Annotated in this window: 21 protein-coding genes; 12 read left to right on the forward strand and 9 right to left on the reverse strand. The window is 41.2% G+C overall.

Features of this window, described 5'->3' with window-relative positions:
* Positions 1 to 490: 490 nt before the first annotated feature.
* The 8 genes from AAG747_RS25950 to AAG747_RS25985 all read right to left on the reverse strand — a co-directional run bounded on the left by AAG747_RS25950 (position 491) and on the right by AAG747_RS25985 (position 9,086).
* On the reverse strand, positions 491 to 1,987 hold the full coding sequence (locus tag AAG747_RS25950; RefSeq protein WP_346824170.1) for a hypothetical protein: 1,497 nt from the start codon (positions 1,985 to 1,987) through the stop codon (positions 491 to 493).
* A 431-nt stretch (positions 1,988 to 2,418) separates the two neighbouring features.
* On the reverse strand, positions 2,419 to 3,204 hold the full coding sequence (gene trpA / locus AAG747_RS25955; protein ID WP_346824171.1) for a tryptophan synthase subunit alpha: 786 nt from the start codon (positions 3,202 to 3,204) through the stop codon (positions 2,419 to 2,421).
* Positions 3,205 to 3,276: 72 nt separating this feature from the next.
* Positions 3,277 to 4,458 (reverse strand): tryptophan synthase subunit beta, encoded by a 1,182-nt coding sequence (trpB, locus tag AAG747_RS25960; RefSeq protein ID WP_346824172.1) that lies wholly within the window; start codon positions 4,456 to 4,458, stop codon positions 3,277 to 3,279.
* Positions 4,455 to 5,099 carry a phosphoribosylanthranilate isomerase gene (locus AAG747_RS25965; protein ID WP_346824173.1) on the reverse strand — a complete coding sequence of 215 codons (645 nt, stop codon included), beginning with the start codon at positions 5,097 to 5,099 and terminating at the stop codon, positions 4,455 to 4,457. Before AAG747_RS25965 ends, trpB begins: the two co-directional genes overlap by 4 nt.
* Positions 5,092 to 5,895 carry an indole-3-glycerol phosphate synthase TrpC gene (gene trpC, locus AAG747_RS25970; RefSeq protein ID WP_346824174.1) on the reverse strand — a complete coding sequence of 268 codons (804 nt, stop codon included), beginning with the start codon at positions 5,893 to 5,895 and terminating at the stop codon, positions 5,092 to 5,094. The genes AAG747_RS25965 and trpC overlap by 8 nt, the downstream gene beginning before the upstream one ends.
* 41 nt (positions 5,896 to 5,936) lie before the next feature.
* On the reverse strand, positions 5,937 to 6,929 hold the full coding sequence (gene trpD, locus AAG747_RS25975) for an anthranilate phosphoribosyltransferase (protein WP_346824175.1): 993 nt from the start codon (positions 6,927 to 6,929) through the stop codon (positions 5,937 to 5,939).
* Between the two features lie 138 nt (positions 6,930 to 7,067).
* Complete coding sequence (locus tag AAG747_RS25980; protein WP_346824176.1) at positions 7,068 to 7,640, reverse strand: anthranilate synthase component II; 573 nt, start codon at positions 7,638 to 7,640, stop codon at positions 7,068 to 7,070.
* A 21-nt stretch (positions 7,641 to 7,661) separates the two neighbouring features.
* Entirely contained in the window at positions 7,662 to 9,086 is a 1,425-nt protein-coding gene (locus AAG747_RS25985) for an anthranilate synthase component I family protein (protein ID WP_346824177.1), read from the reverse strand.
* A 663-nt stretch (positions 9,087 to 9,749) separates the two neighbouring features.
* On the opposite strand from AAG747_RS25985, the gene AAG747_RS25990 reads away from it, so the two are divergent.
* The 6 genes from AAG747_RS25990 to AAG747_RS26015 all read left to right on the forward strand — a co-directional run bounded on the left by AAG747_RS25990 (position 9,750) and on the right by AAG747_RS26015 (position 13,903).
* Positions 9,750 to 10,451, forward strand: a complete 702-nt coding sequence (locus AAG747_RS25990) for an SDR family oxidoreductase (protein WP_346824178.1) — start codon at positions 9,750 to 9,752, stop codon at positions 10,449 to 10,451.
* Between the two features lie 199 nt (positions 10,452 to 10,650).
* Positions 10,651 to 11,091 carry a hypothetical protein gene (locus tag AAG747_RS25995; RefSeq protein WP_346824179.1) on the forward strand — a complete coding sequence of 147 codons (441 nt, stop codon included), beginning with the start codon at positions 10,651 to 10,653 and terminating at the stop codon, positions 11,089 to 11,091.
* Between the two features lie 239 nt (positions 11,092 to 11,330).
* Positions 11,331 to 12,551, forward strand: coding sequence for an aminotransferase class V-fold PLP-dependent enzyme (locus tag AAG747_RS26000; protein WP_346824180.1), 1,221 nt, complete (start codon positions 11,331 to 11,333; stop codon positions 12,549 to 12,551).
* 54 nt (positions 12,552 to 12,605) lie between these two features.
* Positions 12,606 to 13,049: a SufE family protein gene (locus AAG747_RS26005; RefSeq protein WP_346824181.1), complete on the forward strand. Its 444-nt coding sequence runs from the start codon at positions 12,606 to 12,608 to the stop codon at positions 13,047 to 13,049.
* 57 nt (positions 13,050 to 13,106) lie between these two features.
* The gene (locus AAG747_RS26010; RefSeq protein ID WP_346824182.1) at positions 13,107 to 13,421 is read left to right on the forward strand and encodes an SUF system Fe-S cluster assembly protein; all 315 of its coding nucleotides are present in this window, start codon (positions 13,107 to 13,109) and stop codon (positions 13,419 to 13,421) included.
* A 65-nt stretch (positions 13,422 to 13,486) separates the two neighbouring features.
* Positions 13,487 to 13,903 (forward strand): BrxA/BrxB family bacilliredoxin, encoded by a 417-nt coding sequence (locus tag AAG747_RS26015; protein WP_346824183.1) that lies wholly within the window; start codon positions 13,487 to 13,489, stop codon positions 13,901 to 13,903.
* Between the two features lie 172 nt (positions 13,904 to 14,075).
* On the opposite strand, the gene AAG747_RS26020 is transcribed toward AAG747_RS26015, so the two are convergent.
* Entirely contained in the window at positions 14,076 to 16,937 is a 2,862-nt protein-coding gene (locus AAG747_RS26020; protein WP_346824184.1) for an OmpA family protein, read from the reverse strand.
* A gap of 312 nt (positions 16,938 to 17,249) precedes the next feature.
* Here AAG747_RS26020 and ubiE point away from each other — a divergent pair, with 312 nt between their 5' ends.
* From ubiE to AAG747_RS26050, 6 genes are all read left to right on the forward strand, one after another.
* Entirely contained in the window at positions 17,250 to 17,975 is a 726-nt protein-coding gene (ubiE, locus tag AAG747_RS26025) for a bifunctional demethylmenaquinone methyltransferase/2-methoxy-6-polyprenyl-1,4-benzoquinol methylase UbiE (protein ID WP_346824185.1), read from the forward strand.
* Positions 17,924 to 18,685 (forward strand): type IX secretion/gliding motility protein PorT/SprT, encoded by a 762-nt coding sequence (gene porT / locus AAG747_RS26030; protein WP_346824186.1) that lies wholly within the window; start codon positions 17,924 to 17,926, stop codon positions 18,683 to 18,685. Before ubiE ends, porT begins: the two co-directional genes overlap by 52 nt.
* A 123-nt stretch (positions 18,686 to 18,808) precedes the next feature.
* Positions 18,809 to 19,414 carry a 3-keto-disaccharide hydrolase gene (locus tag AAG747_RS26035; RefSeq protein WP_346824187.1) on the forward strand — a complete coding sequence of 202 codons (606 nt, stop codon included), beginning with the start codon at positions 18,809 to 18,811 and terminating at the stop codon, positions 19,412 to 19,414.
* Between the two features lie 372 nt (positions 19,415 to 19,786).
* A complete protein-coding gene (locus AAG747_RS26040; protein WP_346824188.1) occupies positions 19,787 to 22,021 on the forward strand; it encodes an OmpA family protein in 2,235 nt (744 codons plus the stop codon).
* 358 nt (positions 22,022 to 22,379) lie between these two features.
* Positions 22,380 to 24,077 carry an adenylate/guanylate cyclase domain-containing protein gene (locus AAG747_RS26045; RefSeq protein ID WP_346824189.1) on the forward strand — a complete coding sequence of 566 codons (1,698 nt, stop codon included), beginning with the start codon at positions 22,380 to 22,382 and terminating at the stop codon, positions 24,075 to 24,077.
* 25 nt (positions 24,078 to 24,102) lie between these two features.
* Positions 24,103 to 26,295 carry an MBL fold metallo-hydrolase gene (locus AAG747_RS26050; protein WP_346824190.1) on the forward strand — a complete coding sequence of 731 codons (2,193 nt, stop codon included), beginning with the start codon at positions 24,103 to 24,105 and terminating at the stop codon, positions 26,293 to 26,295.
* Positions 26,296 to 26,299: the final 4 nt, after the last annotated feature.

Here is a 26,299-nt window from a genome sequence, read left to right on the forward strand (position 1 = left end):
TCAGTTTTTTTTTGAAAAAAAATAGTGTGGGCTTAATAAGTGGCGGTAATTCAGAGAGTTGGATTTTGAAAAATTTTAAACAAAACTCTCTGAAAAGTATATTTTAGGGGAATATATGACAGTATATCCTTATTGTAAAATATGAAGAAATAATGTCGTGAAAAGTGAGAGGAAATGGGTATTGTTTTTATATAAGTGTCAATGGTGAGAGAGCATAAAAAATGGCTTTGCAAAAGATGCAAAGCCATTAACACTCCTAAAATTCAAAAAATTGTAATTAAGAGAAAAACTACATTTTTTGTATTACTAATATAAGGAAAAAATCAACACATTACACGTAAATTGGTATAATTAATTTAGGAAATCGTATGAAAAAGCTAAGTAATTATCCTTGATAACAATGTGCATAATTGTTTTTTGTGCGGTAATTAAAAATGTCCGGGCAATAGCTATTGCCCGGACATTTTTAATTACCGTAAGCGTATATCTTTTATTTAACAGTTTGTTGTTTGTTCGAGTATAATGGAATGTTCAGGCCAAAGTAAGGCAATATCTGGTGATCCACATCCAGTCTGCCATCTTCTTGTCTGGCAAACGTCCAATAGTAATCAATGCCGGCAGCAAAGATTTTAAAAATGCGGTACGTTACACTTACTTTTGCAAGAGACTGTTCATCCAGCTCAAAGGCATCTGACAAGTCGGCCAAACCTCCTTTGTAATACATACCCCGGATGTCCAGGCGGTTGTCCAAGACGTTTATAATGTCTGCATTTAATTTGACCGAAGCCGGGTTGGTTTCATCGTATTTGTCAGGGAGTAACAAACTACCACCTAACCGGACCTTGTTTAAGATCATTCCGTAAAGTGAACCGTAAATACCGGGTTGGTTGGTGGCCGAAGTCAATTGCAAAATCCGGGCGTCTTTATTGATTTCGTAAGTGGCGTTGAAAAATTGAGGGATGAAATAATCGGAATACCATTGTCTTTCAAGGCGGGCATCCATACGCAGTACATTCCCTAAGAAGTTGAGTTTGGCATTTAATCCGATACTGGCTCCTTTTCCCGATTTATAGTCAGCCATTAATTCATGGGTAGGCGCCATGGCTTCCAAAGTATCCGCTAACACTTGAGATTTGATTTTGTTGATTTTGGCAAATTGCGCATAACCCAAAAGGTTAAAAAACGGAGTGCGGACTAAATTTACTCCCATATCGGCACTAAAGGCTGAAACTCCTTTGTCTGCAAGAAACTGACTGGCATAGGAAACGGAGTCGCTAAAATGTGTAGAGGTTTGGTCATGGTCAGTGACATAACTGACACCTATTTCAAAAGTACGGGCAATGGGGATGTCTGTCATGCCAAAAGGACGAACATACGGCCGCATACCGAATAAGTTAAAAGAAGCAAAGTTGAAATCACTGTACATCGCTTCCAAACCGATGAAATTGTTGACCCGGATATCGATATTTGCTCCGACCTTTCTGCGTTCCAGGCTTGTAGCATTGGTATAATTGTTAATCAAAATACCATAGCCCAGATAAGCACCTGTCAGGTCTCCTACTTTGGCATAGAATGGATCCCGCTTTTTCACTCCGTACCGGATGTAGCGGAAAAGACGAAAGGGTCCCGCTCCGTTTTCAAAGGCATCCGATCGGAATTTACCATCATCCAAATTAAAAAAAACAGGAATGTCCAAGCCAAATCCTAATTTTCCAAAAGCGAATTCAGGCTGAAGGCGAAAGCCGATATACTGTTGATCCCCCACACGCATAATTCCGAAGTTTGAGCGGAATACATTATTGCTATCAGCTAAAAAGAGAGGGTTCATAATGTCCCAGGCATCCATTTGAGTAGTATCTGCTTGGGAAGTTTTATCCTCTTGAAAATATTTGGCCGTGTAATCTACAGGCTCATCTTCCTGTGCAAAGGCAAAAGAAACCGGAAGGAATAATGCTAATAAGCCGTAAATCAATTGAAATTGTCGCATTTTTAAAAATATCATAATACTCAATCTTATTGTTTCGTACCCATGTTAAACGTCCGGAAAAATCACATATTTATGGACGAAGTGGAAAAAAGTCTACCAGTACTAGTGAAGTAAGGGGGATGGAAATAGTAATAAATACCTATAAAGAAGGATGTTTTTAAAGGGTTAACCTTGTTTTGATTTGTGTATTTGCACTTTTATAGGGGAGATAAAATTTTTATAAAAAAAACTGGTAACCAGCTTCATTTATACATTGTACAATGGATTTGGGGATGTATCATTATTCTACAGACAGTTGAACAAGCTGCAAAGACAATTATCTTACTTAAAGTCGGGAAAGGTATTTTTTAGAGGTTGGTTGAGAAGTCGTAGTTCACACAAAAATAGTGTGGATGAAAAAGACGGGGAAGCCTTTTCCCCGTCTCAATTTATTATTGGCTGATGACTTCCTGAATAAATCCGGAAATATCGTGTTCTAAGTTTTGGGCTTGAGAAAGCACTTTGATAAAAGCACTTCCTATAATTGCCCCGGAGGCATATTGACAGGCTTGCCGGAAGGTGGCTTGATTGGAAATGCCAAACCCGATTAAGGTAGGGTTTTGTAGTTGCATTTGTTTTACCCGTTCAAAATAGTCAATTTGACTTTGCGAAATATCCGTTTTGGCACCCGTAGTACTGGCCGATGATACCATGTAGATAAAGCCTTTGGAGTTACTGTCGATCTCACAGATGCGATCATCGGAAGTTTGCGGAGTAATCAAGAAAATATTATGCAAGCCGTACTGGTCAAACAGCCCCTTGTATTCTTTGAGGTACTCCTGCATTGGTAAGTCAGGTAGAATCAGCCCGTCCACACCTACTTCCTGACAAGCTTTACAAAAGGCTTCTATGCCAAATTGCAAAACCGGGTTGATATATCCCATCAAAACAATGGGAATGGAAACTTCTTCCCGGATGCCTTTTAATTGTTCAAACAGAAGCTTTAATGACATGCCATTGTTCAACGCAACTTGATTGCTTTCTTGAATGGTAGGACCGTCTGCTACCGGGTCGGAAAAGGGCATTCCGATTTCGATCAGGTCAGCTCCACTTTGTTGTAAGGTTTTTATGATCGTGCATGTATCGTTCAGTTGTGGATAACCGGCTGTGAAATACACGTTCAGAACCCTCTCTTTTTTTTGCTGAAATAATTGATCTATGCGATTATCTTGACTCATATTTTAATGCGATTTACCAAGAAATGTAAAAGAAAATGAAATTTGAATGGATCGTTTAGAAACCGTGCACTGCTAATATTTTCCCCACTTGATATAGGTTTCCAAATCTTTGTCTCCCCGGCCGGAAAGGTTCACCACCACAGTCTCATCGGGCTGGAACTGCACCTTTTTCAATACGGCCAAAGCATGAGCCGATTCCACTGCCGGAATAATTCCTTCTGTTTTACTCAGTAATACTCCTGCTTCCATGGCTTCGGCATCCGTTACATATTGAAACAAGGCCCTGCCCGTATCGAATAGATGGGCATGAATGGGTCCGATGCCGGGATAATCCAATCCGGCAGAGATAGAGTAGGGTTCCACCACCTGGCCATCATCCGTTTGCATCAACAAGGTTTTGCTGCCATGAAGAACTCCTTCGGTGCCGATGGCTGTTGTAGCGGCCGTTTCACCTGATTGTACGCCCATTCCTGCGGCTTCGGCTGCAATTAATTTTACATTTTCATTTTCCAAATAATGATAAAACGCCCCTGCGGCATTGCTTCCACCCCCCACACAGGCAATGATATAGTCGGGGTTTTCATTGCCGGTTTGCTCTTTGAGCTGGTTTTTCATCTCGGCACTGATTACCGATTGGAAGCGTGCAACCATATCAGGGTAGGGGTGAGGGCCTACTACCGAGCCAATGATATAGTGTGTATCCGTGGGGTTGTTGATCCAATGACGCATAGCCTCATTGGTGGCGTCCTTTAAGGTTTGACTTCCACTAAGAGCCGGAACGACTTTAGCTCCCAATATTTTCATCCGCTCTACATTGGGCCGCTGACGTTCCATGTCGATTTTGCCCATGTACACAATACAGTCCATTCCCATCAGTGCACAAACAGTAGCCGTGGCCACTCCGTGTTGTCCGGCTCCGGTTTCTGCAATGATTTTTTGTTTGCCCAGCTTTTTGGCCAATAAAATTTGTCCAATGGTATTGTTGATTTTGTGCGCACCGGTGTGGTTAAGGTCTTCGCGCTTCAAATACACTTTTGTATTATATACCTCAGACAAATTGGAGGCAAAGTATAAGGGGGAAGGTCGCCCTACATAATTCCGCAATAACTGGCTGAACTGGGTTAAAAAGTCAGGGTCATTGATGATTTGCAGGTAGTTTTGTCGCAATTCTTCTACATTCGGGTAAAGCATTTCAGGGATGTATGCCCCGCCGAATTTGCCATAATAGCCATGCTCATCTACATTGTAATTCATGCTGATTTGTCGTTTGAAAGTTCGCTTTTAAGTTTTTTGATTAAATCAATATTCTTGTATCCCGGAGTCAATTCAAACTTGCTGTTGACATCAATTCCGGCCAACCGGGAAGATGGGATGTGGTTGACCTCCCGGATGTTTTCCAGGTCAATACCCCCACTGAGTAAAAAGGGCTTGTCCAATGGGTATTCTTCCAATTTTTTCCAGTCAAAGGGGATGCCGTTACCTCCGTAATTTTTGCCTTTCGTATCAAACAAAAAATAGTCGATAGCTTCCTGGTAAGGTTGCAAGGTAGCAAAGTCAAACTCTTCGTTCACGCCAAAAGCTTTGAACAACTTTAGCTGTTGTTGCTTTAGTTTTTGGCAAAACTCCGGAGACTCATCGCCATGCAATTGCACATAGTCCAGTTGGTAGTCATTGACTTTTTGAAGGATGTTTTCCACAGACTCGTTGACAAATACTCCTACCTTTTTGGTCCGTGCGGGAAAGTTGAGCAAGAGTTGCCGGTCAAGTTTGTTCGAAGCATTGCGGGGGGATTTTTCAAAAAAGATAAACCCCATAAAGTCGGGCGACTCTTCCAGTAAGGCCCGGATATTGTTACTGTCCCGCATTCCGCATACCTTCCACAATAATTTATTCATTTGTCTGAGCCGATTTAAGAGCCTGAATAAAGTCTTGACACGCTTGCCCCGGGTTGTCTTGTTTCATGAAATTTTCTCCAATTAGAAAACCTTCGAAACCGTAATCTTTTAATTTAACAATATTTTCAATTTCACTAATCCCACTTTCCGATATTTTGACAAAATCCTTCGGAATCAATTCCGACAATTCGATGGAAGTATCCAAAGAGACTTCAAAGGTTTTTAAATTCCGGTTGTTTACACCGATGATATCCAGGTGTTCATTGGTGTGTAGTTCCAGCTCTTCCCGGTTGTGTACTTCCATCAATACCTCCAGTTCCAGTGATTTGGCAAAAGCGGCCAATTGTTTGGTCTGTTGAGGTTCCAGGTTGGCGGCAATTAACAAAATCAGATCGGCTCCATAGGCTTTTGCCTCAAGGATTTGATACTCATCGATGACAAAGTCTTTGCGTAAGACCGGAATCTGAAGGGCTTGCCGGGCGGCGGTTAAGTCGTCCAGGCTTCCCGCAAAAAACGCTTGGTCGGTGAGTACTGAAACGGCTGAGGCTCCTGCTGCCTGATAGGCTTTGGTAATGTCTTGAGGAAGTACCCGGTCATTGATGATGCCTTTGGAGGGGGATTTCCGCTTGAATTCGGCAATGATACCGGAGCGCTCCGGGTGACGTATGGAGCCTTTAGTGGATAAGGGTTTCCGGTCAAACAGGGGAAATGATTCCAGGATGTTTGTAGAAACCTTTTCCTTTTGCAGAGCAACTTCTTCTCGTTTATGTAAGATGATTTTATCTAAAATATTCATGTTAATAAGCATTCAACAGTTTTCGAATTCTACTTGTATATTTAATGGAGTTCAATCAACTTTTCGAACGTTTGTAAGGCTTTTCCCGATTCCAGGGACTCCCGTGCTTTCCCTACGGCTTCTTCTAAAGATAGTTGTTGGTTGCCACAATAAAGTGCCATTCCCGCATTGGCCAGCACGGCTTCGTTTTGTGCGCGGGTACCTTCTCCTTTTAAGATGTTTTCAAAAGTACGGGCGGCTTCTTCAATGGTCTCTCCCCCATGAAGTTCCTCTGCTTTTACCGTTTGAAGCCCGATGTCTTCCGGGGATAAAAGTTGCTCGGAAGCTTTGGAGATCATTTTAAAATCGCCGGTCAGGGAAATTTCATCGTAGCCGTCCAGAGAGTGGAGGATGACAAAGTCCTTGTCGGTCTGTTGGTACAGGTAGGCATACAAACGGGCCAGTTCCAAACTGAATACACCCACTAATTGCTTTTTAGGGAAGGAGGGGTTTACCATGGGCCCCAGCATATTAAAAAACGTTTTCACACCCAGCTCTTTGCGAATGGGTGCCACATTTTTCATGGCTGGGTGGAAGAGGGGCGCGTGCAAAAAACAAATGCCGGTTTCTTCAATGCTTTTTCGCAGTTGGTCGATATCGTTGGTAAACTGATAGCCAAAATGAGCCAATAAGTTGGACGAGCCACATACCGATGAAACCCCGCTGTTTCCGTGCTTGGCCACTCTTTGGCCGGCTCCTGCCACAATAAAAGACGAAAGGGTAGAGATGTTAAAAGTGTTCTTTCCATCTCCTCCGGTACCACAAAGGTCGATTGCATCGTATTCTTCCAGATTTACAGGGATGCAGAGTTCCAGCATCGCATCGCGAAAGCCTTCCAGTTCTTCTACGGTGATGCTACGCATGATGTAAACGGTGAGAAAAGCGGCTACCTGGCTTTGATTGTACTGTCCTTGGGTCAGGTTGATCAAAATTTCTTTGGCCTGTTGCCGGGTGAGATGCTGATATTCGAAAAGTGTATTGAGTATATCTTTCATAATAAATAGTAATTGCAATGATCTTTACAGTGTTTAGGGAAATAAGATTTCATGGATTCCTACAGTATTCCCAAGAACGGCCAGGATGTTCATTCACAATTAGAAGAAGGCCTTCTCTGAGAAGAATCGTACTGCGATTTAATGGTTAAACCAATTTTGCAGAATCTCTTTGCCATGTTCGGTGAGGATAGACTCCGGGTGAAACTGTAAACCCCGTACATCGTATTCCGTATGCCGTATGCCCATCACCATTCCCTCACTATCCACGGCGGTAATTTCCAAAGGACTTTTTATCGAATCCTTTTTTACGGCCCATGAATGGTAATGGCACACATTAAATTCCATTGGCAAGCCTTGAAATAATACTTCCTCTTTGCTTTGAATTTGAACTTTGCCTTCTATCCCGTGTAATACTTCTTTCAAGTTAAACAATTCGGCTCCAAATACTTCGGAAATTCCCTGGTGCCCCAAGCAAATACCCAAGATGCTTTTGTGAGGAGCATACTTTTCTATTAGATCTAGCATAATTCCCGCATCTTTAGGAAGACTGGGACCGGGAGAAAGTAAAATTTTGTCGTATGCCGCCACTGCTTCCAGGCTGATCTTATCATTTCTGTGTACGGAAGTGTTGGATCCATATCCCAATTCATGAATCAAATGAACTAAGTTGTAAGTGAATGAATCGTAATTATCTAAAACCAGGATTTTCATAATCTGTACTGTTAACTCTCTTTACTTGTTTTCGGTAATCGTTTCGGCTAATTCCAAGGCATTGCGCAATGCCGCCAGTTTGTTGTGTACTTCTTGTAGTTCACTTTCAGGAACCGATTTGGCGACTACTCCGGCCCCGGCTTGATAGTGCAATTCATTGTTTGAACTCAGGAAAGAGCGGATCATAATGGCATGGTTAAAATCCCCGTTGAAGCCCATAAATCCGATGGCTCCTCCATAGTAATTCCTCGAGACGTTTTCGTATTTGTCGATCAATTCCATGGCTTTGTATTTGGGAGCCCCGGAGAGTGTGCCTGCCGGAAAGGTGTCAGCGACTACCCGGATCGGGGAAATGCCTTCCGCCAATTGGCCGGTTACTTTGGAAACCAAGTGAATGATATGGGAATAGAACTGAATTTCCTTGAAGGTTTCTACCTTGACCGCAGAGCCGTTTCTGCTGAGGTCATTCCGGGCCAGGTCTACCAACATTACATGCTCGGAATTTTCTTTGGGATCGTCAAAAAGCTTTTGAGCTAACTCGGCATCGGCTTGGTCGTTGCCCGTACGCCTGAAAGTTCCGGCAATCGGATAAATGGTCGCTTCTTGGTGTTTAATGACAATTTGTGCTTCGGGTGAAGAACCGAAAATTTTAAAATTGCCATAATCGAAATAAAATAAATAAGGAGAGGGGTTGATAGAACGCAATGCCCGGTATACATTAAATTCATCACCTTTAAAGCCTCTTTTGAACCTGCGGGATAAGACGATTTGGAAAACATCTCCTTTAAAGCAATGCTCTTTTCCCTTTTTCAGTACTTCTAAGAATTCCTTATCGTCAAAATTGGAGGTTTCTTGAGGCTGAGGGGTGAAGGGATAAGAAGGGAAGTTTTTGCTGTTGACAAGTTGAATGATTTCTTCCAGGTGGCTTTTGGAATCTTCTCCTTCTACCAAATGCTCGAAAATATATAATTCGTTTTTAAAGTGGTCAATGGCAATAACATATTGGTATACTTGGTATAAGATATCGGGAACCACTTGATCGGCCTTTTTCTCTTTCCGAAAGTGGATATCTTCAAAATACTGTACCGCATCAAAAGCCATGTACCCGAATATCCCGTTGTTGATGAATTTAAACCCATTGGTTTCGGCTTCAAAAGCCTGTGAAAACTGATATAACTGATGGATGGCTTCGGCCGGAGACGCTAAGGTAGTTTGTTGTTCGGCTTGCTGTGGCATGGAAAGCGTCAGCTGGGATTGTGTGAGCTCAAAGCGTGCAACGGGTTTGCAACAGATGTACGAAAAACTGTTTTCATTTCCGTGATAATCAGAACTTTCCAGTAAGATGCTGTTGGCAAACTTGTCGCGTAATCTCAAGTAAATACTTACGGGAGTTACCGTATCGGCCAGCATTTTACGATAGGTTGTTTTTAGCTTAATTTTATTCATGAGGTTAAAGGGTTATTTTTGGGAAACTTTCTTTGTATCCTATTATATATCAGTATATTCTATTTGGTGAAATATCTCCAAGAAGTTTTTATTAATCTTTCTATCCATTTGTCTTTGCACCTTCCCATGGTTGTTTAGTGTATGAAGTACTCATTTGTAAATGAGTGATTGGTCTTTCAGGAATTACAAGAGCGAAGAAAGACGGATTTTCAATGTGAAAGAGCCCAAAATAAAAAAGGCTTACCGAGTGAACGGTAAGCCTTTTTGGATTTATATTTTCTTAAAGACACATAGCAAGGCTGTTCACTCATAGAATTTCTTTGAGTGCCACCACCAATTAGCCATATGTCCGTTGAATACTTTCATGATGGAGGTAAAGGTAGAGGATGTATTTTGAATATTCAAATTATGATTGAGAATTTTTTGTGGAATTCTTAATTTATTGAAGCTTTGTTAATGAATTCCCATGTTTGTTAAGAAAATGAAAATATGAAAGGGAAGAAGGACTTTTCCGAAATTCTTCTTTTTCTTTACAAAACCTAAAAAGCACCCTTGAGCAGGATGTAAAAATTTACCCAAGAAATCATCCGTATGACGGAATGAGCTCCTGTTGAAGCGATGCATACTACTGTCTATTTTGAATTCACTCAAAAAATCAAAACTATGAAACTAAATAACAAAAACATTTTACTGACCGGTGGCAGTAAAGGTATCGGGAAAGCGACTGCAAAATTGTTAAAAGAACAAGGAGCAAATGTTGCAATCACCGGTCGCAACCGGGAAATGCTTATGGAAGCGGCCAAAGAATTGGAGGTGTTTCCCATCCATGCCGATGTAGCCCAATCAGAAGATATCGAAAAGACCTATCAATTATTTTTACAGGAGTTTGGCAGGCTGGATGTATTGATCAATAATGCCGGAATAGGCGCCAGTTACTCCTTGGAAGAAGTAACGCGGGAAGCATTTGAGGAAATCTATGCGGTGAATGTGTTTGGGTTAGCTTTAATGACTCAAAAAGCTGCTGAATTATTTAAAAAGCAAAGCTACGGGCATATCGTCAATATTGCTTCTACTGCCGCGCTGAAAGGTTACCCGGGGGGAACCATTTATGCTTCTTCTAAATTTGCCTTGCGGGGAATGACACAGTGTTGGCAAGCCGAACTCCGGCCGTATAATGTGAGGGTGATCCTGGTTAATCCCAGTGAAGTGACAACCGCATTTGGCAACCCTGAGCGGGAAGAGCGTCCGGAAGAACCGAATAAATTGCGCCCGTTGGAAATTGCTCACACCATTGTTGCAGCTTTGCAAATGGACGAGCGGGGGTTTATACCGGAAGTGTCGGTGTTTGCCACCAATCCATTTTAAAAAAGGGGGCATTGGCTTCTTTGTCAGCCAATTGAACCGGACATCAATCCTCAGGACTCTTTTCCTGGGCGGTAAGTTTTGGATAGATACTATCCCTGTCCCATCTTTGCATGAAAGATATCGAAATATTTACCTGGTTCAGCTCCATTGACCAGGATCACCAGTAATGAATGAACAACCATTAAAGACGTATTTTCTCATGAAAAAAATATCTTTATTAATCGTATTGGGCTGCTTGTTTGTCAGTGCCGGAGTGAAAGCCCAAACTTCTGTAAGCTGGAAGCAATTAGGGAAACTCACCTGGAATAATTATTATGATGAAGCTTTGGGGTTTGATGTGTCACAACCGGTATTTAGTGATGACTTGAAAAAATTTGAAGGCAAAGAGGTAAAGCTCTCAGGCTATATCATTCCGGTAGATGTAGATGGGGAATATATGGTCCTTTCCGCTTTTCCCTTTTCCAATTGTTTCTTTTGTGGCAATGCCGGCCCCGAAACGGTGATGGAAGTGGATATTAAGCCCGATCGCGATTTACTAAATAAAAAGGTAGAGATAAAAGGTTTACTGGAATTGAATGACGACAACTTTTATCAATTGATTTTTCGCCTGAACAAAGCCCAGGTGCTTTCGGTCGATTAATGCTTGTTAAAACCTTGCTTGGATACTTTTTTATTTAGACAGGCTAATCCCTAAAGTAAGTATACATGTTAGGTAAATGAGGGCTTAACTTGTTGAGAAATAGTAAAAAAAGCAGGCTTTATTTAGAATAATCCTAAATAAGGTCGATATTTGCAAGCGAAACGAAATGAGTAAAGGTCAGCAGTGTGAGAAAATCCATTGCTTGGAACCAAATCTGTTGCATTGAAGAAAAATTGTATATGTTAGATATAGCAAAAATAAGAGAGGAATTTCCCATCTTGCACCAGGAAGTGAACGGTTTTCCTTTGGTGTATTTTGATAATGCCGCAACCTCTCAAAAGCCCAAAAAAGTAATTGAGGCTTTGGTGAAGTATTATGAAGGAACGAATTCCAATGTTCACCGGGGGGCTCATACATTGGCCAGCCAGGCAACGGAGCAATTTGAACAAACCCGAGAAGCAGCCCGGGCATTTTTAAATGCTTCATCCACTGAAGAAGTAATTTTCACCAAGGGGACTACCGAAGGGCTCAATCTGGTCGCTTCTTCGTTTGGCCGTTCACAGATTCAGGAAGGAGACGAAGTGATTATTTCTACCATGGAACACCATTCGAATATCGTTCCGTGGCAAATTTTATGTGAAGAGAAAAAGGCTATCTTAAAGGTAATCCCGATGACGGATGAAGGAGAGCTGATTTTCGAGGAATATGAAAAGTTACTTTCTGAAAAGACCAAATTAGTTTCTATCGTTCATGTGTCGAATAGTTTGGGTACGATCAACCCGATCAAACAATACATTGACCTGGCGCACCGGTACGGAGCTGTAGTGATGGTAGACGGTGCACAATCCAGCCCGCATTTTCAATTGGATGTGCAAGACCTGGATTGTGATTTCTTTGTGTTTTCTGCTCATAAAATATATGGTCCTACCGGCATGGGCGTGTTGTACGGTAAGAAAGCTCTGTTGGAAAAAATGCCACCTTATTTGGGCGGTGGTGAAATGATCAAAGAGGTAACTTTTGAGAAAACCACTTATAATGACCTGCCTTTTAAGTTTGAAGCCGGAACACCAAATATTGGAGATACCATTGCTCTAAAATATGCTTTGGATTTTATGAATGAGATAGGCCGGGAAAAAATCGCAGCGCATGAGCAAGACTTGTTGGCTTATGCCACAGAGCAAATGAAGGCCATTGATCGAGTGAAAATAATAGGGGAAGCAAGGAACAAAGTCGGGGTGATATCTTTTAATGTGGAGGGGATGCACCATTTCGATGTGGGTATGTTGATGGATGCCAACGGGATTGCTATCCGTACAGGGCATCATTGTACGCAACCCTTGATGCATCGGTTAGGCATTGACGGAACGGTACGGGCTTCTTTTGCCATATATAACACGAAAGAAGAAGTAGACAGAATGGTGGGAAGTCTGCGGAAAATTATTGCTAAATTTGCAAAATAGTCAGGAAGGAATAGTACTTACTCACTGGCTTTCGCTTACAAATTCACACAAGATATGTCAATAAACGAAGTACAAGACGAGATTATAGAAGAGTTTGGGCTTCTTGCGGGAGACCGTGAGAGCACTATTTTTTATATAATGGAATTGGGGCAAAAGTTGGAAGCTTTGCCGGAAGAACACCAAATAGATGACAACCTGATCAAGGGCTGCCAGTCCAAAGTATGGTTGGTCACTAAGTTTGAGGGTGGAAAAGTGTTTTTCCATGCGGATTCTAATACGGATATTACCAAGGGCCTGATTAGTATTCTGATCCGGGTTCTTTCCGGGCGTACTACTGCCGAAATCCAACAAGCTGATCTTTATTTTATCGAAAAGATCGGAATGAACAATGTGATTGGCTCTCAACGTTCCAACGGTTTTGCCGCCATGATCAAACAAATGAAATTGTTTGCTTTTGCTTATCAAGCAAAAGCTGCGAGTGAGCAATCATCCAATTAACTTGGGTGTAAACTGCTTCCTTAATTTTTAAATTCATGAACCAAAACTAAATTAACTATGACAGAAGGAACCATCCAAAAGGAGCAAGTCATAGATGCTATCAAAAGAGTGTATGACCCGGAAATCCCGGTGGACGTGTATGAGCTGGGCTTGATCTATGAGATCAATGTATATCCGGTCAATAATGTATACGTATTGATGACACTTACCTCTCCCGCTTGCCCTTCGGCCGAGCAATTGCCCGGTGAGGTGGAGCAGCGTGTCCGGGAAATCGAAGGAGTCAATGATGTAAAAGTGGAGTTGACATTTGACCCTCCTTATCATCAGGACATGATGTCGGAGGTAGCAAAAGTAGAGTTGGGTTTTATGTAATCCGGCTGCTGTGAGTATTTAAGAATTTTAATTTTTTTTGTAAAACATATAAAACAAACATAAACATGTATCCGGAACATTTGACCGCCCCAATGAAGCAACAGTTGGTGAATGAGGGCTTTACTGATTTGACTACTTCCGAACAAGTAGAAGAATTATTAAATAAAGAAGAAGGAACGGCTCTGGTAGTGGTAAATTCAGTATGTGGGTGTGCGGCCGGCACTGCTCGACCTGGTGTGATCTTATCGTTGGAAAACTCAGAGAAGAAGCCTGATGTATTGGCAACTGTATTTGCCGGAGTGGACAAAGAAGCCACTCAAAAAGCGCGTGAGTTTATGTTGCCCTATCCCCCTTCTTCACCATCCATCGCCTTGTTTAAAAACGGTGAGTTGGTGCATTTTGTAGAGAGGCATCATATCGAAGGCCGTTCTGCTGAAATGATTGCCGAGCACTTAAAGGCCGTATACAAAGAATTCTGTTAATTTAAAAAACAATACTTGCCCTTTGGTGAGTGAGAGTATACCTCCGAGGGCTATTCGTGTTTTTACTAGTTAAACATTTTTTTCTTAAGTCCTTGGGGGTTTTCAACAACGGAAAAAGCCCATTTGCTTGTCAAATCGCAAATGGGCTTTTTTCATTCTTTTGTGAAGGGGGTTATTGTGGGCTTTGGTAAATCCGGATCTCTACCCGTCTGTTTTGCTTTCTTGCGTATTCCGATGTATTGGGTGCTATGGGTTGGGTTTCCCCATAACTAGTCACAACCAAGTTGTGTTGGGAGATTCCCTGTGAGATAAAAAAGTCCGCAACTGCTTTGGCTCTTTGAAATCCTAACGTTTGATTGATACTTTCCGGCCCGAGATCACAGGTATGTCCTCCGATTTCAATCTGTAAATCGGGGTATTGGGAAAGCAAGTTTCTTAGTTCACGGAGTGTTTCCTTTTGTGCTTTTAACATATCAGAGTTAAGGTCAAAATAAAGAATCTGACCAATCAAACTTCCTGTGGTGAGAGAATAAGAAGGGGCGGTGGTAGGCTGATTGGTTTCTTCAATGGCCGATACCCGGGGACGACCTCCTTTCAAGACTTGAAACTCGATCCTCCTGTTGGCTTGCCTACCCGAATCCGTCTTGTTGCTGGCAAGAGGTTTGGACAGCCCGTAGCTTTTGATCACCAGCCGTTCCCTGGCGATGCCCCTGAATACCATTTGTTGTGCGACAATTTTTGCCCTTCGTTCAGCCAATTTAAAGTTGTAGGACGGGCTGCCTATATTATCCGTATGCCCTCCGATTTCGATAATCAGCCCAGGCATTTTTTCCATCATTTCCACCATCTCTTCAATTGCCAGAATTGCTTCAGGGTTTAAGGAGTTATCTGCAAAGGCAAACTTGATTTTGTGAACCGTTTGGATAAATGAGAAATCGAATGGTAACTCTACCCCTGGTGTGGAAATACTGTCTTTGGGTAGCTCCACTAACACTAAGTCCGGGTTAATTTCTGGGTAATCCAATGGTGCCTTTTCCTTTGAAGCATGGTCGGTCCTGATAATGAATTCAACCCGGTTGTTTTTTCTTTTTCCTTGTTGGGTAGTATTGAGTGCAACCGGATAATTTGAGCCCAATCCTTGCGCCTTGATCAGAGTGGATGTGTGGTTTTGTAGTTTCAGTTCTTCAACTAAAACGTCTGCCATTGCTTGGGTGGTAAATTTACTGACCAGACTGTCTTGAGAGTTATCCGAATGTACGACAATCTCGATTTCGTCAACTTTTTGTTCGGCCAGTAGTTGTTGCAAAGACTGTAATTCTCTATAGGACTCCACCTTAAGCTCCATTTGATCTGTGAAAAAGATATTGTTGAGTACTTCAAAACTATTTTCCTCAATGGGTTTTAAATGGATGTCTTCATGAAGCTCTAGGTATTCGAATTGCTCGGGAACATCTATGTTAATGGATTTGAACAAATAGCCGCCATGGGCCACCCGGATGCCATAGTTTCTTCCGGGTTGCAAAAACAATGAAAATTTTCCGGTAAAGCTATTAGCCTCAGCTACTTTTACCAATTTGTGTTCGGTATTATCAAAAATTTCGATACTGGCTCCCAACGGTCGATCCGTATGGGCATCTTTAACACTGCCTTTTAACACAATGATATTAAGCTGTTTGGAGGGGATATTGGCCATATACAAATCAAAACTGCCATAGCTATCTTCCCGTTGTGAAGAAAAGTAGCCCCGGGAGCCATCGGCCGAAACGGTATAATAAATATCGTCATCGGCTGAGTTAATCGGGTAACCGATATTTTGAGGGGCCGTCCAAATATTATTATCCAAATCATGTAACTCGGTAAAATAAATATCAAAACCTCCCATACCATTATGGCCATTGGAGCTGAAAAACAGTGTTTTTCCATTGGGGTGAATATAGGGAGCGTCTTCGTCAAAAGGTGTGTTGATCAATGGGCCCAGGTTCAAGGGTTTGGCCCAAGAGAGGTCAGGCAAGCGTCTTACCATATAGATATCCCTGCCACCCTGTGCTTCCGGATCTTCCCGGTTGCTCACAAAAAACATTAGTTTTCCGTCTGCGGTAATGCTGGCATGCGTTTCCCAATTTTTTGTATTGATTCCCTCTTGCAATTTGACGGGTTGTGTCCAGGATTCGTCTCGGTTTTTACTGATATAAATATCGCCTGAGAGCAGAGTGCTGACATTGTTATCCTTATAAATAAAGAGTTCTTGTCCATCAGGCGAAAGACCTATTGAGGCATCGTGGGTTGTGGTGTTGATAGATTCCCCAATATTGCGCGGTGTTTGCCAATGGCCATTCTCATCTTTTTCCGCGATATAAATATCTTCGTAGGGTAAACTTTGAATTGGATCCAAAGCCTTACCAAGGTTGCCGGGCCTTCTTGAGGTAAAAATCAGTCTGCTTTCATCGGAAGAAATGACAGGGCATACTTCGGGGTATTCAGTGTTTACGGTTGGGCCTAAGTTAAAAATTACCAGGTCTAATGGCGAAGCTGTAAGTTGTTTCCCTGTCCGGCATTGTCGAATCAAGAGTTGAATTTCTTCTTCTGTGATTCTTTGAAAGTCAGAGTTGTGTATGTCTCCCGGTTGAGCTTTTCGATATGCCTCCGGTGAGGTATTCAAGTGTTTTTGGTAATAATGGATGGCCGTGTCAAATTGGTGATGAAGATGCAATGCGCGGCCTAAGTAAAAATATAAATTGGGGTACGGAGAGGAGGCCCGTTGGCTTAGCAAAAGATGCGGGAGGGCTTTTTTCTTCTCATGGGTGTTTAAATATGCAATTCCTGTAAGGTACCGGTAATACGTATTACCCGAATCCGATTCTACAAGAGGTTGCAGAAATTGCAAAGCATGATAATACTCTTGTACTTCAATGTACTTGCGGGCTTGTTTTAAAAACTTAGATTGGTTGACTTGTAATGCTTGGGCCAGGTTTTTTGAGGTACATATTGCTAAAAGGCAGCAAATACCCAACGCAACGTTTACTAATTTGAACATGCCAGTTTGCTATAGTTTGTTTGTAAAGAAAGTTTTAGGAGTTGTTAGTGATGTTCAAGGTTGTTGCCTGTGATATACTATACTTTGTAAATGTAATAATTTTTTGATTGAATTGGAATTCACCCGGCCTCTGAGAATACGTACGGGGTGTTGGGCATTGAGTGCCGGTTATGGAGCTTTGATTTTACAATATATTCCCATAAATATATCCAAATAAGAAAATTAACTAAGATATTTGAAGGGAAATTGAGGGATATACCTTGACATATTTCCTGAGACAGTTGGTTTTAAAGGCAAAAAGAGCATTAAAGAATGACCGTATTACCGTATAAAGATCAAAGACAATCTAAAAAGGAGCAGGTAGCCACCATGTTTAATAACGTATCCCCTAAATACGATTTGTTAAATCGTTTGTTAAGTATGGGGATCGATATTTATTGGAGAAAACGCGCTATCCGTCTATTGAAGAAAGAACCTCATGATATGATCCTGGATGTGGCCACCGGTACAGGGGATTTTGCAATTGAGGCATTATCTTTGAAGCCTAAGAAAATTGTCGGAGTGGATATCTCCGAAGGGATGTTGGAAGTGGGGAGAAAGAAACTTGAAAAACTAAAATTAACAGACAAAATCACTTTAGCTCTCGGAGATTCAGAAAAACTGAACTTTGAGGACAATACTTTTGATGCCGCTACGGTTGCATTCGGTGTGCGCAACTACGAAAACTTAGTTCAAGGCTTAGCGGACATGAAGCGCGTCCTGAAGCCGGGTGGTAGTTTGTTAGTCCTTGAGTTTTCCATGCCTGAAACCTTCCCTTTCAAACAGATTTACAACTTCTACTTCAAGAATATCCTGCCGATGGTAGGCCGAATGATTTCGAAAGATAGCTCTGCCTACACATATCTTCCAGAGTCAGTGGAAGAATTTCCATATGGCGAAAGATTTGTCAACATATTGAAAAATAAAGTAGGATTTAAATCAGTAAGATGTATACCACTAACCTTTGGCATCAGCTCAATTTATCTGGCAAAAAAATAATCATAGCCGGGAGTTTATTCATACTGGCTTGTTTTTTTAATGATGTTTATGCACAACGTCAGCGGGTGATCAACTTGCCCGATTACGATCGTAAAACCATGCATTATGGTTTTCAAATCGGGGTTTTTCAATCCACCATGGCGTTAAAGCATTCCGAATATTTTGCTTCTGTAGATAATCCTAGCCCCGAAAGTGTCATTTCTGTTAACCCTATATCCCGGCCTGGGTTTTCTTTGGGGTTTGTCGCAAATTTTGCGTTAAAAGACGAATTGTGGGATTTGCGTTTGTTGCCGAATGTGTCTTTCTATAACCGGGCTTTGGAGTATACCTTTGCCAATGGCCAGACGGAAACACTGGAAAAAGAGATGACCTTTGTAGAAGTGCCATTTATGCTGAAGTATAAGTCTATGCGTAGGGGAAACCACCGGATGTTTATGCAAGCCGGCTTGACCGGAGGGGTGAAAGTAGGTGGTAAAAAAGAAGAAGAAGGACAAGATGAAAACTTTGATTTTAACCGTTACAATCTGGAAGTCTCTTATGGCTTTGGTTTTCATTTCTATATGCAGATGTTCAACTTTTCACCGGAAATCCGTTTTTCACACGGTTTGGTGAATTTGTTCAAACGCCCAAGTCAATCCAATGAGTACTCGCAGCCTATAGAACGATTGACCACCCATAAAATCACCCTGTTTCTCAACTTTGAGGGGTAATTGTACCTCAGCGTAAATGATAAAACAGGTGCAAAGACAAATTGAGGTCTTTGCACCTGTTTTTTTGTGCTATTTCGCTATCATTGCAATGTATGTGAATTAACCTTTAACTGTAAAGTAAATATGAGAGCATTTATTATTCCTATGGTATTGTTAACGGCTTTAATGAGTTTTCAAATCGCTCCGCAAAAAGGCTGGCAATCGATTTTTAACGGAAAAGACCTGGATGGATGGAAAATCCATGGAACGGAAAAATGGTATGTGAGTGAGGGTAACTTGATCTGTGAGAGTGGCCCGGACAAGCAGTATGGCTATTTGGCTACCGACAAGCAATTTAAAGATTTTGAATTGAAACTTGAATTCAAACAAGAAGCCGAAGGAAATAGTGGTGTCTTTTTCCGCTCTAGTTTGGAAGGTACCAAAATCAGTGGTTGGCAAGTAGAAGTGGCACCTCCGGGCAAAGATACCGGTGGGGTTTATGAGTCTTATGGAAGGGGTTGGTTAGTGAAAATTCCTGAGGAAAAAGAAAATATCCTCAAAATGGGCGAGTGGAATGAAATGCGTATCCGGGTGAAAGGTGGTAAAGTGACGACTTGGTTAAACGGGCAGAAGATGGTGAATTTTAAAGATGAAAAAATCGGACAAGCAAAGGGAAGTATTGCCTTGCAAATCCACGATGGAGGAGGTATAAAAGTGCGATGGAGAAATATCCAAGTGAAAGAAATGTAAATATTCCGGCTTTTGAATGCTTGCCTAACAATGCCCATCTTTCAATTGATGGGCATTTTTTATGAGCGATAAAATGAGTTAAAAAAATGTGGAATTATTCAAGATAATATTAAATATTACTACTTAAAGTAATATTTTACCCCAAAGTATTCTTAAAATAATAGAAATTCTTACATCTTTGCAAGCGGGTTAATTTGCCGTTAATGCACTTTCATGTATGTTTGATAAAATGCCCCCAAAATTCCCAAATACTATCTTTTTCTACCCTTTAACTAAAAGGAAGGTTCATTTTTTATAAAAACAATAAAGAGCAATTTTTTTCCAAAAGTTACATTATTAGTTATTAGATTAAATCAAGTAAATCTTTAAATAATGCAAAGATTATTTACCGCAATAAAAGCAGGAATAGGTATTCTGATCATTATCTACTTATCAGGATGTCCTTTGCAAGTCAATGCTCAGACGAAACTCTTGAAAAAAGGAAAAAACCTGGTTCAAAACGCTCATTTTGTAAAAGGGGTATCTGTATTGGAGCAGTTTCTGAAAGCGAATCCGGAACACCCCGAAGCCTTGTATTATGCCGGAATCGGGCATTTAAAGCTAGGTGATAGTAAGAGGTCTTTGAGTTATATTGAGAAGTCTTTACAAAAAAACAAAAGCGAGGTCCGTCCCGAACAAGCATTTTGGTACGGGTTGGCTTTGAAAAACAATTATCAATATAACAAAGCAAAAGAACAACTTCGCAAATTCCGCTCTACTTTGGATGCGAAAGATGCTCGCCAAGCCGAAGTAGAACAACATCTAAAACAGATTGACTATGTAGAGGAGTATTTAAAAAAGAAGCCGGGATATTATGTGGAAGGATTGGGAAAAACCATCAATACGGAATATGCCGAACATAGCCCCTTGATTTCTTCAAATGGTTCGATATTGATCTACACTTCCCGTAACCCTAAAAGTAAAGGAAAAGAGGCTGGTGATAACGGAGAGCACTATGAAGATATTTTTGTTTCCGAGATCAATAAAAACGATGACTGGACAAGTCCGAAGAGCTTGAGTGCTTCTCTGAATACTTCAAAACACGAAGCATCCGTACAGTTGTTTGACAACGATCACAAAATGTTGATCTATAAATATGTACGGGGTGGAGATATTTACATTACGGAAAAGGAAAGTGACTCTTGGAGCGAACCAAAGCCATTGGATAAGAAAAATATCAATACCAAATATTATGAGTCGCATGGCTATATCACTCCTGACGGTAAGACAATTTACTTTACTTCTGCCAGAGGCTCTAAAGACAAAGACTTGGATATTTACCAATCTGCTTTAGCCGAAAATGGGAAGTGGAGTAAGCCTGTCAAATTGGGAGCAGAAATCAATACAGAGTTTGATGAAGATGCCCCTTTTGTAAGCCCTGATGGCAAAACACTTTATTTCAGCTCAAAAGGACATGAAAGCATCGGTGGGTACGATGTGTTCAAATCTACTTGGGACGAACAAGCTCAAAAGTGGGGAAAGGCGGAGCATATCTCCATGCCTGTAAATACCCCTTATGACGATATGTATTTTGTATTGGATCCCAGTAACAACCGTGGCTATTACAGCTCTGACAGAGAAGGAGGAGAAGGAGATTTGGATATTTATGAAGTGGGTAAACTTTATACTGCAAATTTAGAGGGAATGGTACGGGTAGAAGGAATGGAAGAAGGGTTTGAAACCTTGTCGTTACAATTCGAAAATCCTCAATACGCGTTGAAATCGACTGCAAATACTCGAGAAAAAGGAAACTATTCCACTACACTTGACTCAAACCTGCCTTATGAAGTGAAATTTTTCTTGGGAGGAGATGATGAAAAGCAATTGCTACACACAGAAGAAGTTCAAGTGCCTGTAGCAAAAGAGAAAGATCAAAAAGTGTTGAAAAACTTTATCCTTCCCGGGGATGTACTGGAGAAAGTAACTCTTGACTACAATATTGAAGGAAAGATAGTAGATGCTGAAACCGGTGAAGGTCAAAAGGGAAAAGTAACTTTATTTGACGAAGAAGGGAATCCTGTAGAGGAAGTTGAAACACAAGAAGACGGCTCTTTCACAATGCCATTAACTTCTAAAGTAGGTAAAAATTATTCTTTGGGATTTGAAAATCCTGAGCGTCAAACCGACCGAGTGGGTACGTTTCAAACATCATTGGCCAAAAATATTGGCGGAGAGTATCCTGTAGGGGATAACCTGTTAGTAGTAAGAGGTCCGGATGGTGAAGAAGTCGAATTGACACAGGAGCGCATCTACTTTGGATTTGACAGAAGTCGCTTAGACCAAGCTGCCTTGAATGTGTTGGATCAACTTTATACGGTTTTGAAAAATAATGAGTGGTTGAAAGTAGAGATTGTGGGGCATACGGATAATACGGGAAATGCTGAGTACAACAAATGGTTGTCAAAGAAAAGGGCAAGTCAGGCTGGAGAGTATTTGAAAAAGAAAGGAATTGCTGAGGATAGAATTAAGACCGCTTATATGGGAGAAGAAAATCCTGTTTTTGATAATAATACGAGGGAAGGTAGAATGAAAAACAGAAGGGTAGAAGTGAATTATCAAAAACCATAACAGGGAACAAAAGCCCAACTAAAAAGCCGCAGTGGTCGATAAGACTGCTGCGGCTTTTTGGTGATTTAAGCTTTTTCTCCTTTTAGAAAGTTGAGTACAGCAAAAATTAACGATATGACCAAAGGAGGCACCATAAACAGTAATGCTGCATAGCCAAGTATTGATACTTCTTCCATCTTTATGCTATTTTCAGGTTATACAATATGCTTCATTTTGCGACTGCAATCTTAAATAATTGTAAGGAGTATTTCCTCATCTTTTTCTTTTTTTTCTTACTCGGTTTACTCCTTTGGAAAAAAGGTTTGGCAAAATTTATGGTCGCTTAGTTTTACTGTACAATGGACCAAATATTTTTTGCATGCAAAACCAACGAGCACTTCAATTACTATTCCTCTATTCAATTACCATTCTTCTAATGGGGTTTATCGGTGCAAACCTCACAAACCTGGAACGCAAGTTCAGAAACATAGAAAAGAAGGGAGATTCCCGGCAAATGATCGAAATGGCTTGGGTGATAGTTGACAAATGCCTGAGTGAAAAACGCTATGGCACAGCTAAAAAATACTATGAAAAGATCATTTCCGAAGGAAAAAAAATTAGCGATTGGAGAAGCGTCGCAGATGCAAGTTTGCGCTTGGGAGATCAGTTAAGTGATGCTACCGAGTATCAAATGGCAATTCCTTACTACCTGGATGCCGTTCGTAATTATCTGAGTGCCAATGCAGAAAGGCAGTATGTGAATGCATTGTTTAAGCTAGGACGAAATTATCACCGCACCCGGTATTATAAGCGCAGTATTACCGTTTTGGAAAAAGCTTTAAGCCATGTAGAACAAAATAACGTCCCCTTTCCTGAAAAATACTTCACTTACAAAATACTGGAAGATTGCTATTCCCGTACGGGCATGACCTCTAGAGCGGACTATTTGAACAGTTTAATGGTCAAGAAGAAGGAGGTAGTCCGTCAGGAAACGGCTCGTGAGATCCAGGAAATCGAAAAATTAGAAGAGGTGATCTCCACTAAATTGATGGATACATTGAGGCTGACGCGTGATGAATTGTTTGCGGTGAAATCTCAAAAAAGGGAGTTGGAAGTGAGAAAGAAAATCTTGGAAGAAGAAAATAAAAAACACGAAGATTTAATTGAACAACAATTAGAGTACATCAATCATAAGGAATTGGAATTGGCATTGGCACAAGAGCAGGACAAAAACCGCAAAATCCAAATCATTGCCTCCATTGCTTGTCTGGTGGTTTTTGCCATTGCTGTGATTGTCTTGATTGTCGTAAACCGGAGAACCCGGAGGATAAATCGCCAATTGGAACTACAAAATATAGAGATCCTCAAACAAGCCCGGGAAATTAAAGTGCAGAAGGAACGGATCAAAGACCAGAATAAAAAGCTGGAGCTGGAAAAGGTGAAATCTGATACGTTATTGCTCAATATCTTACCTCGGTCTATTGCAGAAGAATTAAAAGAAAAAGGAAGAGCAACGCCAAAACATTTTGATAATGTAAGTGTATTATTTACGGATTTTAAGGGTTTTACAACGGTAGCTGAAAAACTATCGCCAAGTGAGATTGTGAAAGAGCTGGACGAGTGCTTTTTAGCATTTGACGAAATTGCTGAAAAACATAATCTGGAAAAAATAAAAACCATTGGCGATGCCTATATGTGTGCCGGAGGGGTGCCAATTCCCAACCATACGAATCCGGTAGATGCGGTAAAAGCAGGCTTGGCCATGCAAGAATTCATGCAAAACAGGAAGTTGCAGAAAATGAGGGAAGGGCGCATGTTTTTTGAATTACGGGTAGGGGTGCACACAGGGCCGATTGTGGCCGGAGTAGTGGGTAAGAAGAAATTTGCGTTTGACATCTGGGGGGATACGGTGAACCTGGCCAGCCGTATGGAGTCCGGAAGTGAAGTAGGTAGGGTGAATATTTCAGGCATTACCTACCAATATGTCAAAGAATATTTTTACTGTAGTTATCGTGGAAAAATATCTGCCAAAAACAAAGGGGATGTAGATATGTATTATGTTAATGGAATGAAATAATTTTTTTGGAAGCGTAACTTGAGGAATGCACAAGGTTAACAAAATCAATATCTTATCCGGGGTTCATTGGGTGCAAATTCCCGAAGCAAACCTGTATATTCTTTGTGGGTGTCCGGCTGATTCAATTAAGCACCTGAAGAAGCGGGGCCTGATCGAAACCAGGGAGTATCAAGGAGAAGAGTATGATACGGGACCGAATGCCGTATTATTATCGGATATTCTGATTCAAAACGGTAACTTTTCCAATATGAGCGAGTTTCCCATTTTGCATATGCTGTACTTGCAAGGGATGGGGATACCCGGCCATATCAATAATACCGGTGAAAAACCTTTGTTAATTGGCTCTGAGGAACAAGTGAGCGCTCAACTCGACTATTTTTATCGAGGAAATTACGGGCTGATTAATAAAGAGGAGATCATAGAAGGGGGAATTTCGGAGGAAGAGGCAGAGCGAATGATGCAAATTAAATTGCAGTTTGCCTTTGGAAATATTATCCGCCCTGATGAATTGGTACAGTCAGTCATTGTAAAACAACAACCCGTAGAACTGAAAAACGGTGTGTTCATCACGAGAGTTGGTTTTAACAAATACCAAATCACTTATAAAGATGAAAATGTAGAAGTTGACTTGTCTCTGGCAGCCGGAGAAGCGTACGAGCCACCTTATCAATTGGGTTATCACCATATCAAGCGAGAATATTTTGCCGTGGTTCATTCCGGAGAAGGGGATGGCTGGGACATCAACCGCCCCTGTATGGCAAGTATTCTGATTTATCAAGGTAAAATCTACCTGATTGATGCCGGACCTAATATTTTAGCCAGTCTGAATTATTTAGGGATCAGTGTAAATGAAATCGAGGGGATATTTCATACACATGCCCATGATGATCATTTTGCCGGATTAACTACTCTCTTGCGTACGGATCATAAATTTAAATATTTTGCCACTCCCTTGATACGGCTTTCGGTTACGAAGAAGCTTTGTGCCCTGATGAATGTTAAGGAAGAGAATTTTTCCAAGTTTTTTGAGATTCACGATCTGGAATTTGGCAAATGGACCAATATCAATGGTTTTGAAGTAAAACCGGAGTATTCACCCCATCCGGTGGAAACCAATGTGTTTATGTTCCGGGCAAAGTGGCAAGGAAAGTATAAAACCTATGCCCATTTGGGAGATGTGGTGTCCATGCGGGTGTTTAAGAAGATGATTGCCACAAAACCCGATGAGCCTGGTATCTCTCCGGAAGACTTCAATCAAATTCAAGAATTGTATTCGCAAAAAGTGGATTTGAAAAAAGTGGATGTTGGCGGGGGGATGATTCATGGAGATGCGGTGGATTATTTACAAGATCCTTCGGAAAAGCTGGTACTGGCACATACCTCCGGGCCGCTCACCGATCAGCAAAGGGAAATTGGCTCGTCCTCTTCTTTTGGAATGGTGGATGTGCTGATTCCATCCAACCGGGAGTTTCTCTATGATTCAGCCAAAGAGCATTTGCAATTTTACTTTCCGACAGCTCCTCAACACGAGTTGAATTTTTTACTGAATCATCCTTTGAGGTCGTTTAATGCCGGGTCTATTTTACTTAAGAAAGGAGAGGAGAACAACTATGTATATTTATTATTGACGGGTTCCGTAGAGTTTACGGATTCTCTTTTAAAACGCACCCATACCTTCCCGGCGGGTTCTCTGATTGGGTTTTATTCGGGGTATGTCGGGCAATATGCGTTGGAAACGTATTGGGCGTCCAGTAATGTCATGACTTTAGAACTCCCGCTCGGTACCTATAATGAGTTTGTCAAGAGAAATAACCTGTATAGCGATTTGCTCCGTCTGGAAGAAAATATCCTTTTTCTGGAAGCTACCTGGCTTTTTGGGGAGGTGGTGTCTTTCCCGATTCTTACAAAAGTTGCTCAGATCATGAAACCCTCAAAATTGTACCAGGGGCATACGTTTAGCCTTTACGGCCAATCGACTTTATTTATTATTTTGGAGGGGAAAGTGGAGATGTGGTATAATGAAAAACGCATAGGCGAACTGAGCAAAGGGGATTTTATGGGAGGGGATAATATCTTCTTTGGCGATGACAATCATTTTGATATCAATGTACTGGAAGATACTTATATTTTTAAAATTCCCGCACAGGCTGTTACCGAGATCCCCATTGTCTATTGGAAATTACTCGAATCCTATGAAAAGCGAATGAGAGTGTTATAATTTG

The sequence above is a fragment of the Rapidithrix thailandica genome (assembly GCF_039710355.1).
Classification (GTDB): Bacteria; Bacteroidota; Bacteroidia; order Cytophagales; family Flammeovirgaceae; genus Rapidithrix; species Rapidithrix thailandica.

Bases quoted from the DNA above. Each gene is read 5' to 3' on its own strand.
- AAG747_RS26035 (WP_346824187.1), top strand. From the start codon at position 18,809: ATGAGAGCATTTATTATTCCTATGGTATTGTTAACGGCTTTAATGAGT.
- AAG747_RS25990 (WP_346824178.1), top strand. From the start codon at position 9,750: ATGAAACTAAATAACAAAAACATTTTACTGACCGGTGGCAGTAAAGGT.
- AAG747_RS25950 (WP_346824170.1), bottom strand. From the start codon at position 1,987: ATGCGACAATTTCAATTGATTTACGGCTTATTAGCATTATTCCTTCCG.
- trpD (WP_346824175.1), bottom strand. From the start codon at position 6,929: ATGAAAGATATACTCAATACACTTTTCGAATATCAGCATCTCACCCGG.
- AAG747_RS26040 (WP_346824188.1), top strand. From the start codon at position 19,787: ATGCAAAGATTATTTACCGCAATAAAAGCAGGAATAGGTATTCTGATC.
- trpB (WP_346824172.1), bottom strand. From the start codon at position 4,458: ATGAATTACAATGTAGATGAGCATGGCTATTATGGCAAATTCGGCGGG.
- AAG747_RS26045 (WP_346824189.1), top strand. From the start codon at position 22,380: ATGCAAAACCAACGAGCACTTCAATTACTATTCCTCTATTCAATTACC.
- AAG747_RS25980 (WP_346824176.1), bottom strand. From the start codon at position 7,640: ATGAAAATCCTGGTTTTAGATAATTACGATTCATTCACTTACAACTTA.
- porT (WP_346824186.1), top strand. From the start codon at position 17,924: ATGTATACCACTAACCTTTGGCATCAGCTCAATTTATCTGGCAAAAAA.
- AAG747_RS26020 (WP_346824184.1), bottom strand. From the start codon at position 16,937: ATGTTCAAATTAGTAAACGTTGCGTTGGGTATTTGCTGCCTTTTAGCA.
- AAG747_RS26050 (WP_346824190.1), top strand. From the start codon at position 24,103: ATGCACAAGGTTAACAAAATCAATATCTTATCCGGGGTTCATTGGGTG.
- AAG747_RS26005 (WP_346824181.1), top strand. From the start codon at position 12,606: ATGTCAATAAACGAAGTACAAGACGAGATTATAGAAGAGTTTGGGCTT.
- ubiE (WP_346824185.1), top strand. From the start codon at position 17,250: ATGACCGTATTACCGTATAAAGATCAAAGACAATCTAAAAAGGAGCAG.
- AAG747_RS26010 (WP_346824182.1), top strand. From the start codon at position 13,107: ATGACAGAAGGAACCATCCAAAAGGAGCAAGTCATAGATGCTATCAAA.
- trpC (WP_346824174.1), bottom strand. From the start codon at position 5,895: ATGAATATTTTAGATAAAATCATCTTACATAAACGAGAAGAAGTTGCT.
- AAG747_RS25995 (WP_346824179.1), top strand. From the start codon at position 10,651: ATGAAAAAAATATCTTTATTAATCGTATTGGGCTGCTTGTTTGTCAGT.
- AAG747_RS26000 (WP_346824180.1), top strand. From the start codon at position 11,331: ATGTTAGATATAGCAAAAATAAGAGAGGAATTTCCCATCTTGCACCAG.
- AAG747_RS25965 (WP_346824173.1), bottom strand. From the start codon at position 5,099: ATGAATAAATTATTGTGGAAGGTATGCGGAATGCGGGACAGTAACAAT.
- AAG747_RS26015 (WP_346824183.1), top strand. From the start codon at position 13,487: ATGTATCCGGAACATTTGACCGCCCCAATGAAGCAACAGTTGGTGAAT.
- AAG747_RS25985 (WP_346824177.1), bottom strand. From the start codon at position 9,086: ATGAATAAAATTAAGCTAAAAACAACCTATCGTAAAATGCTGGCCGAT.
- trpA (WP_346824171.1), bottom strand. From the start codon at position 3,204: ATGAGTCAAGATAATCGCATAGATCAATTATTTCAGCAAAAAAAAGAG.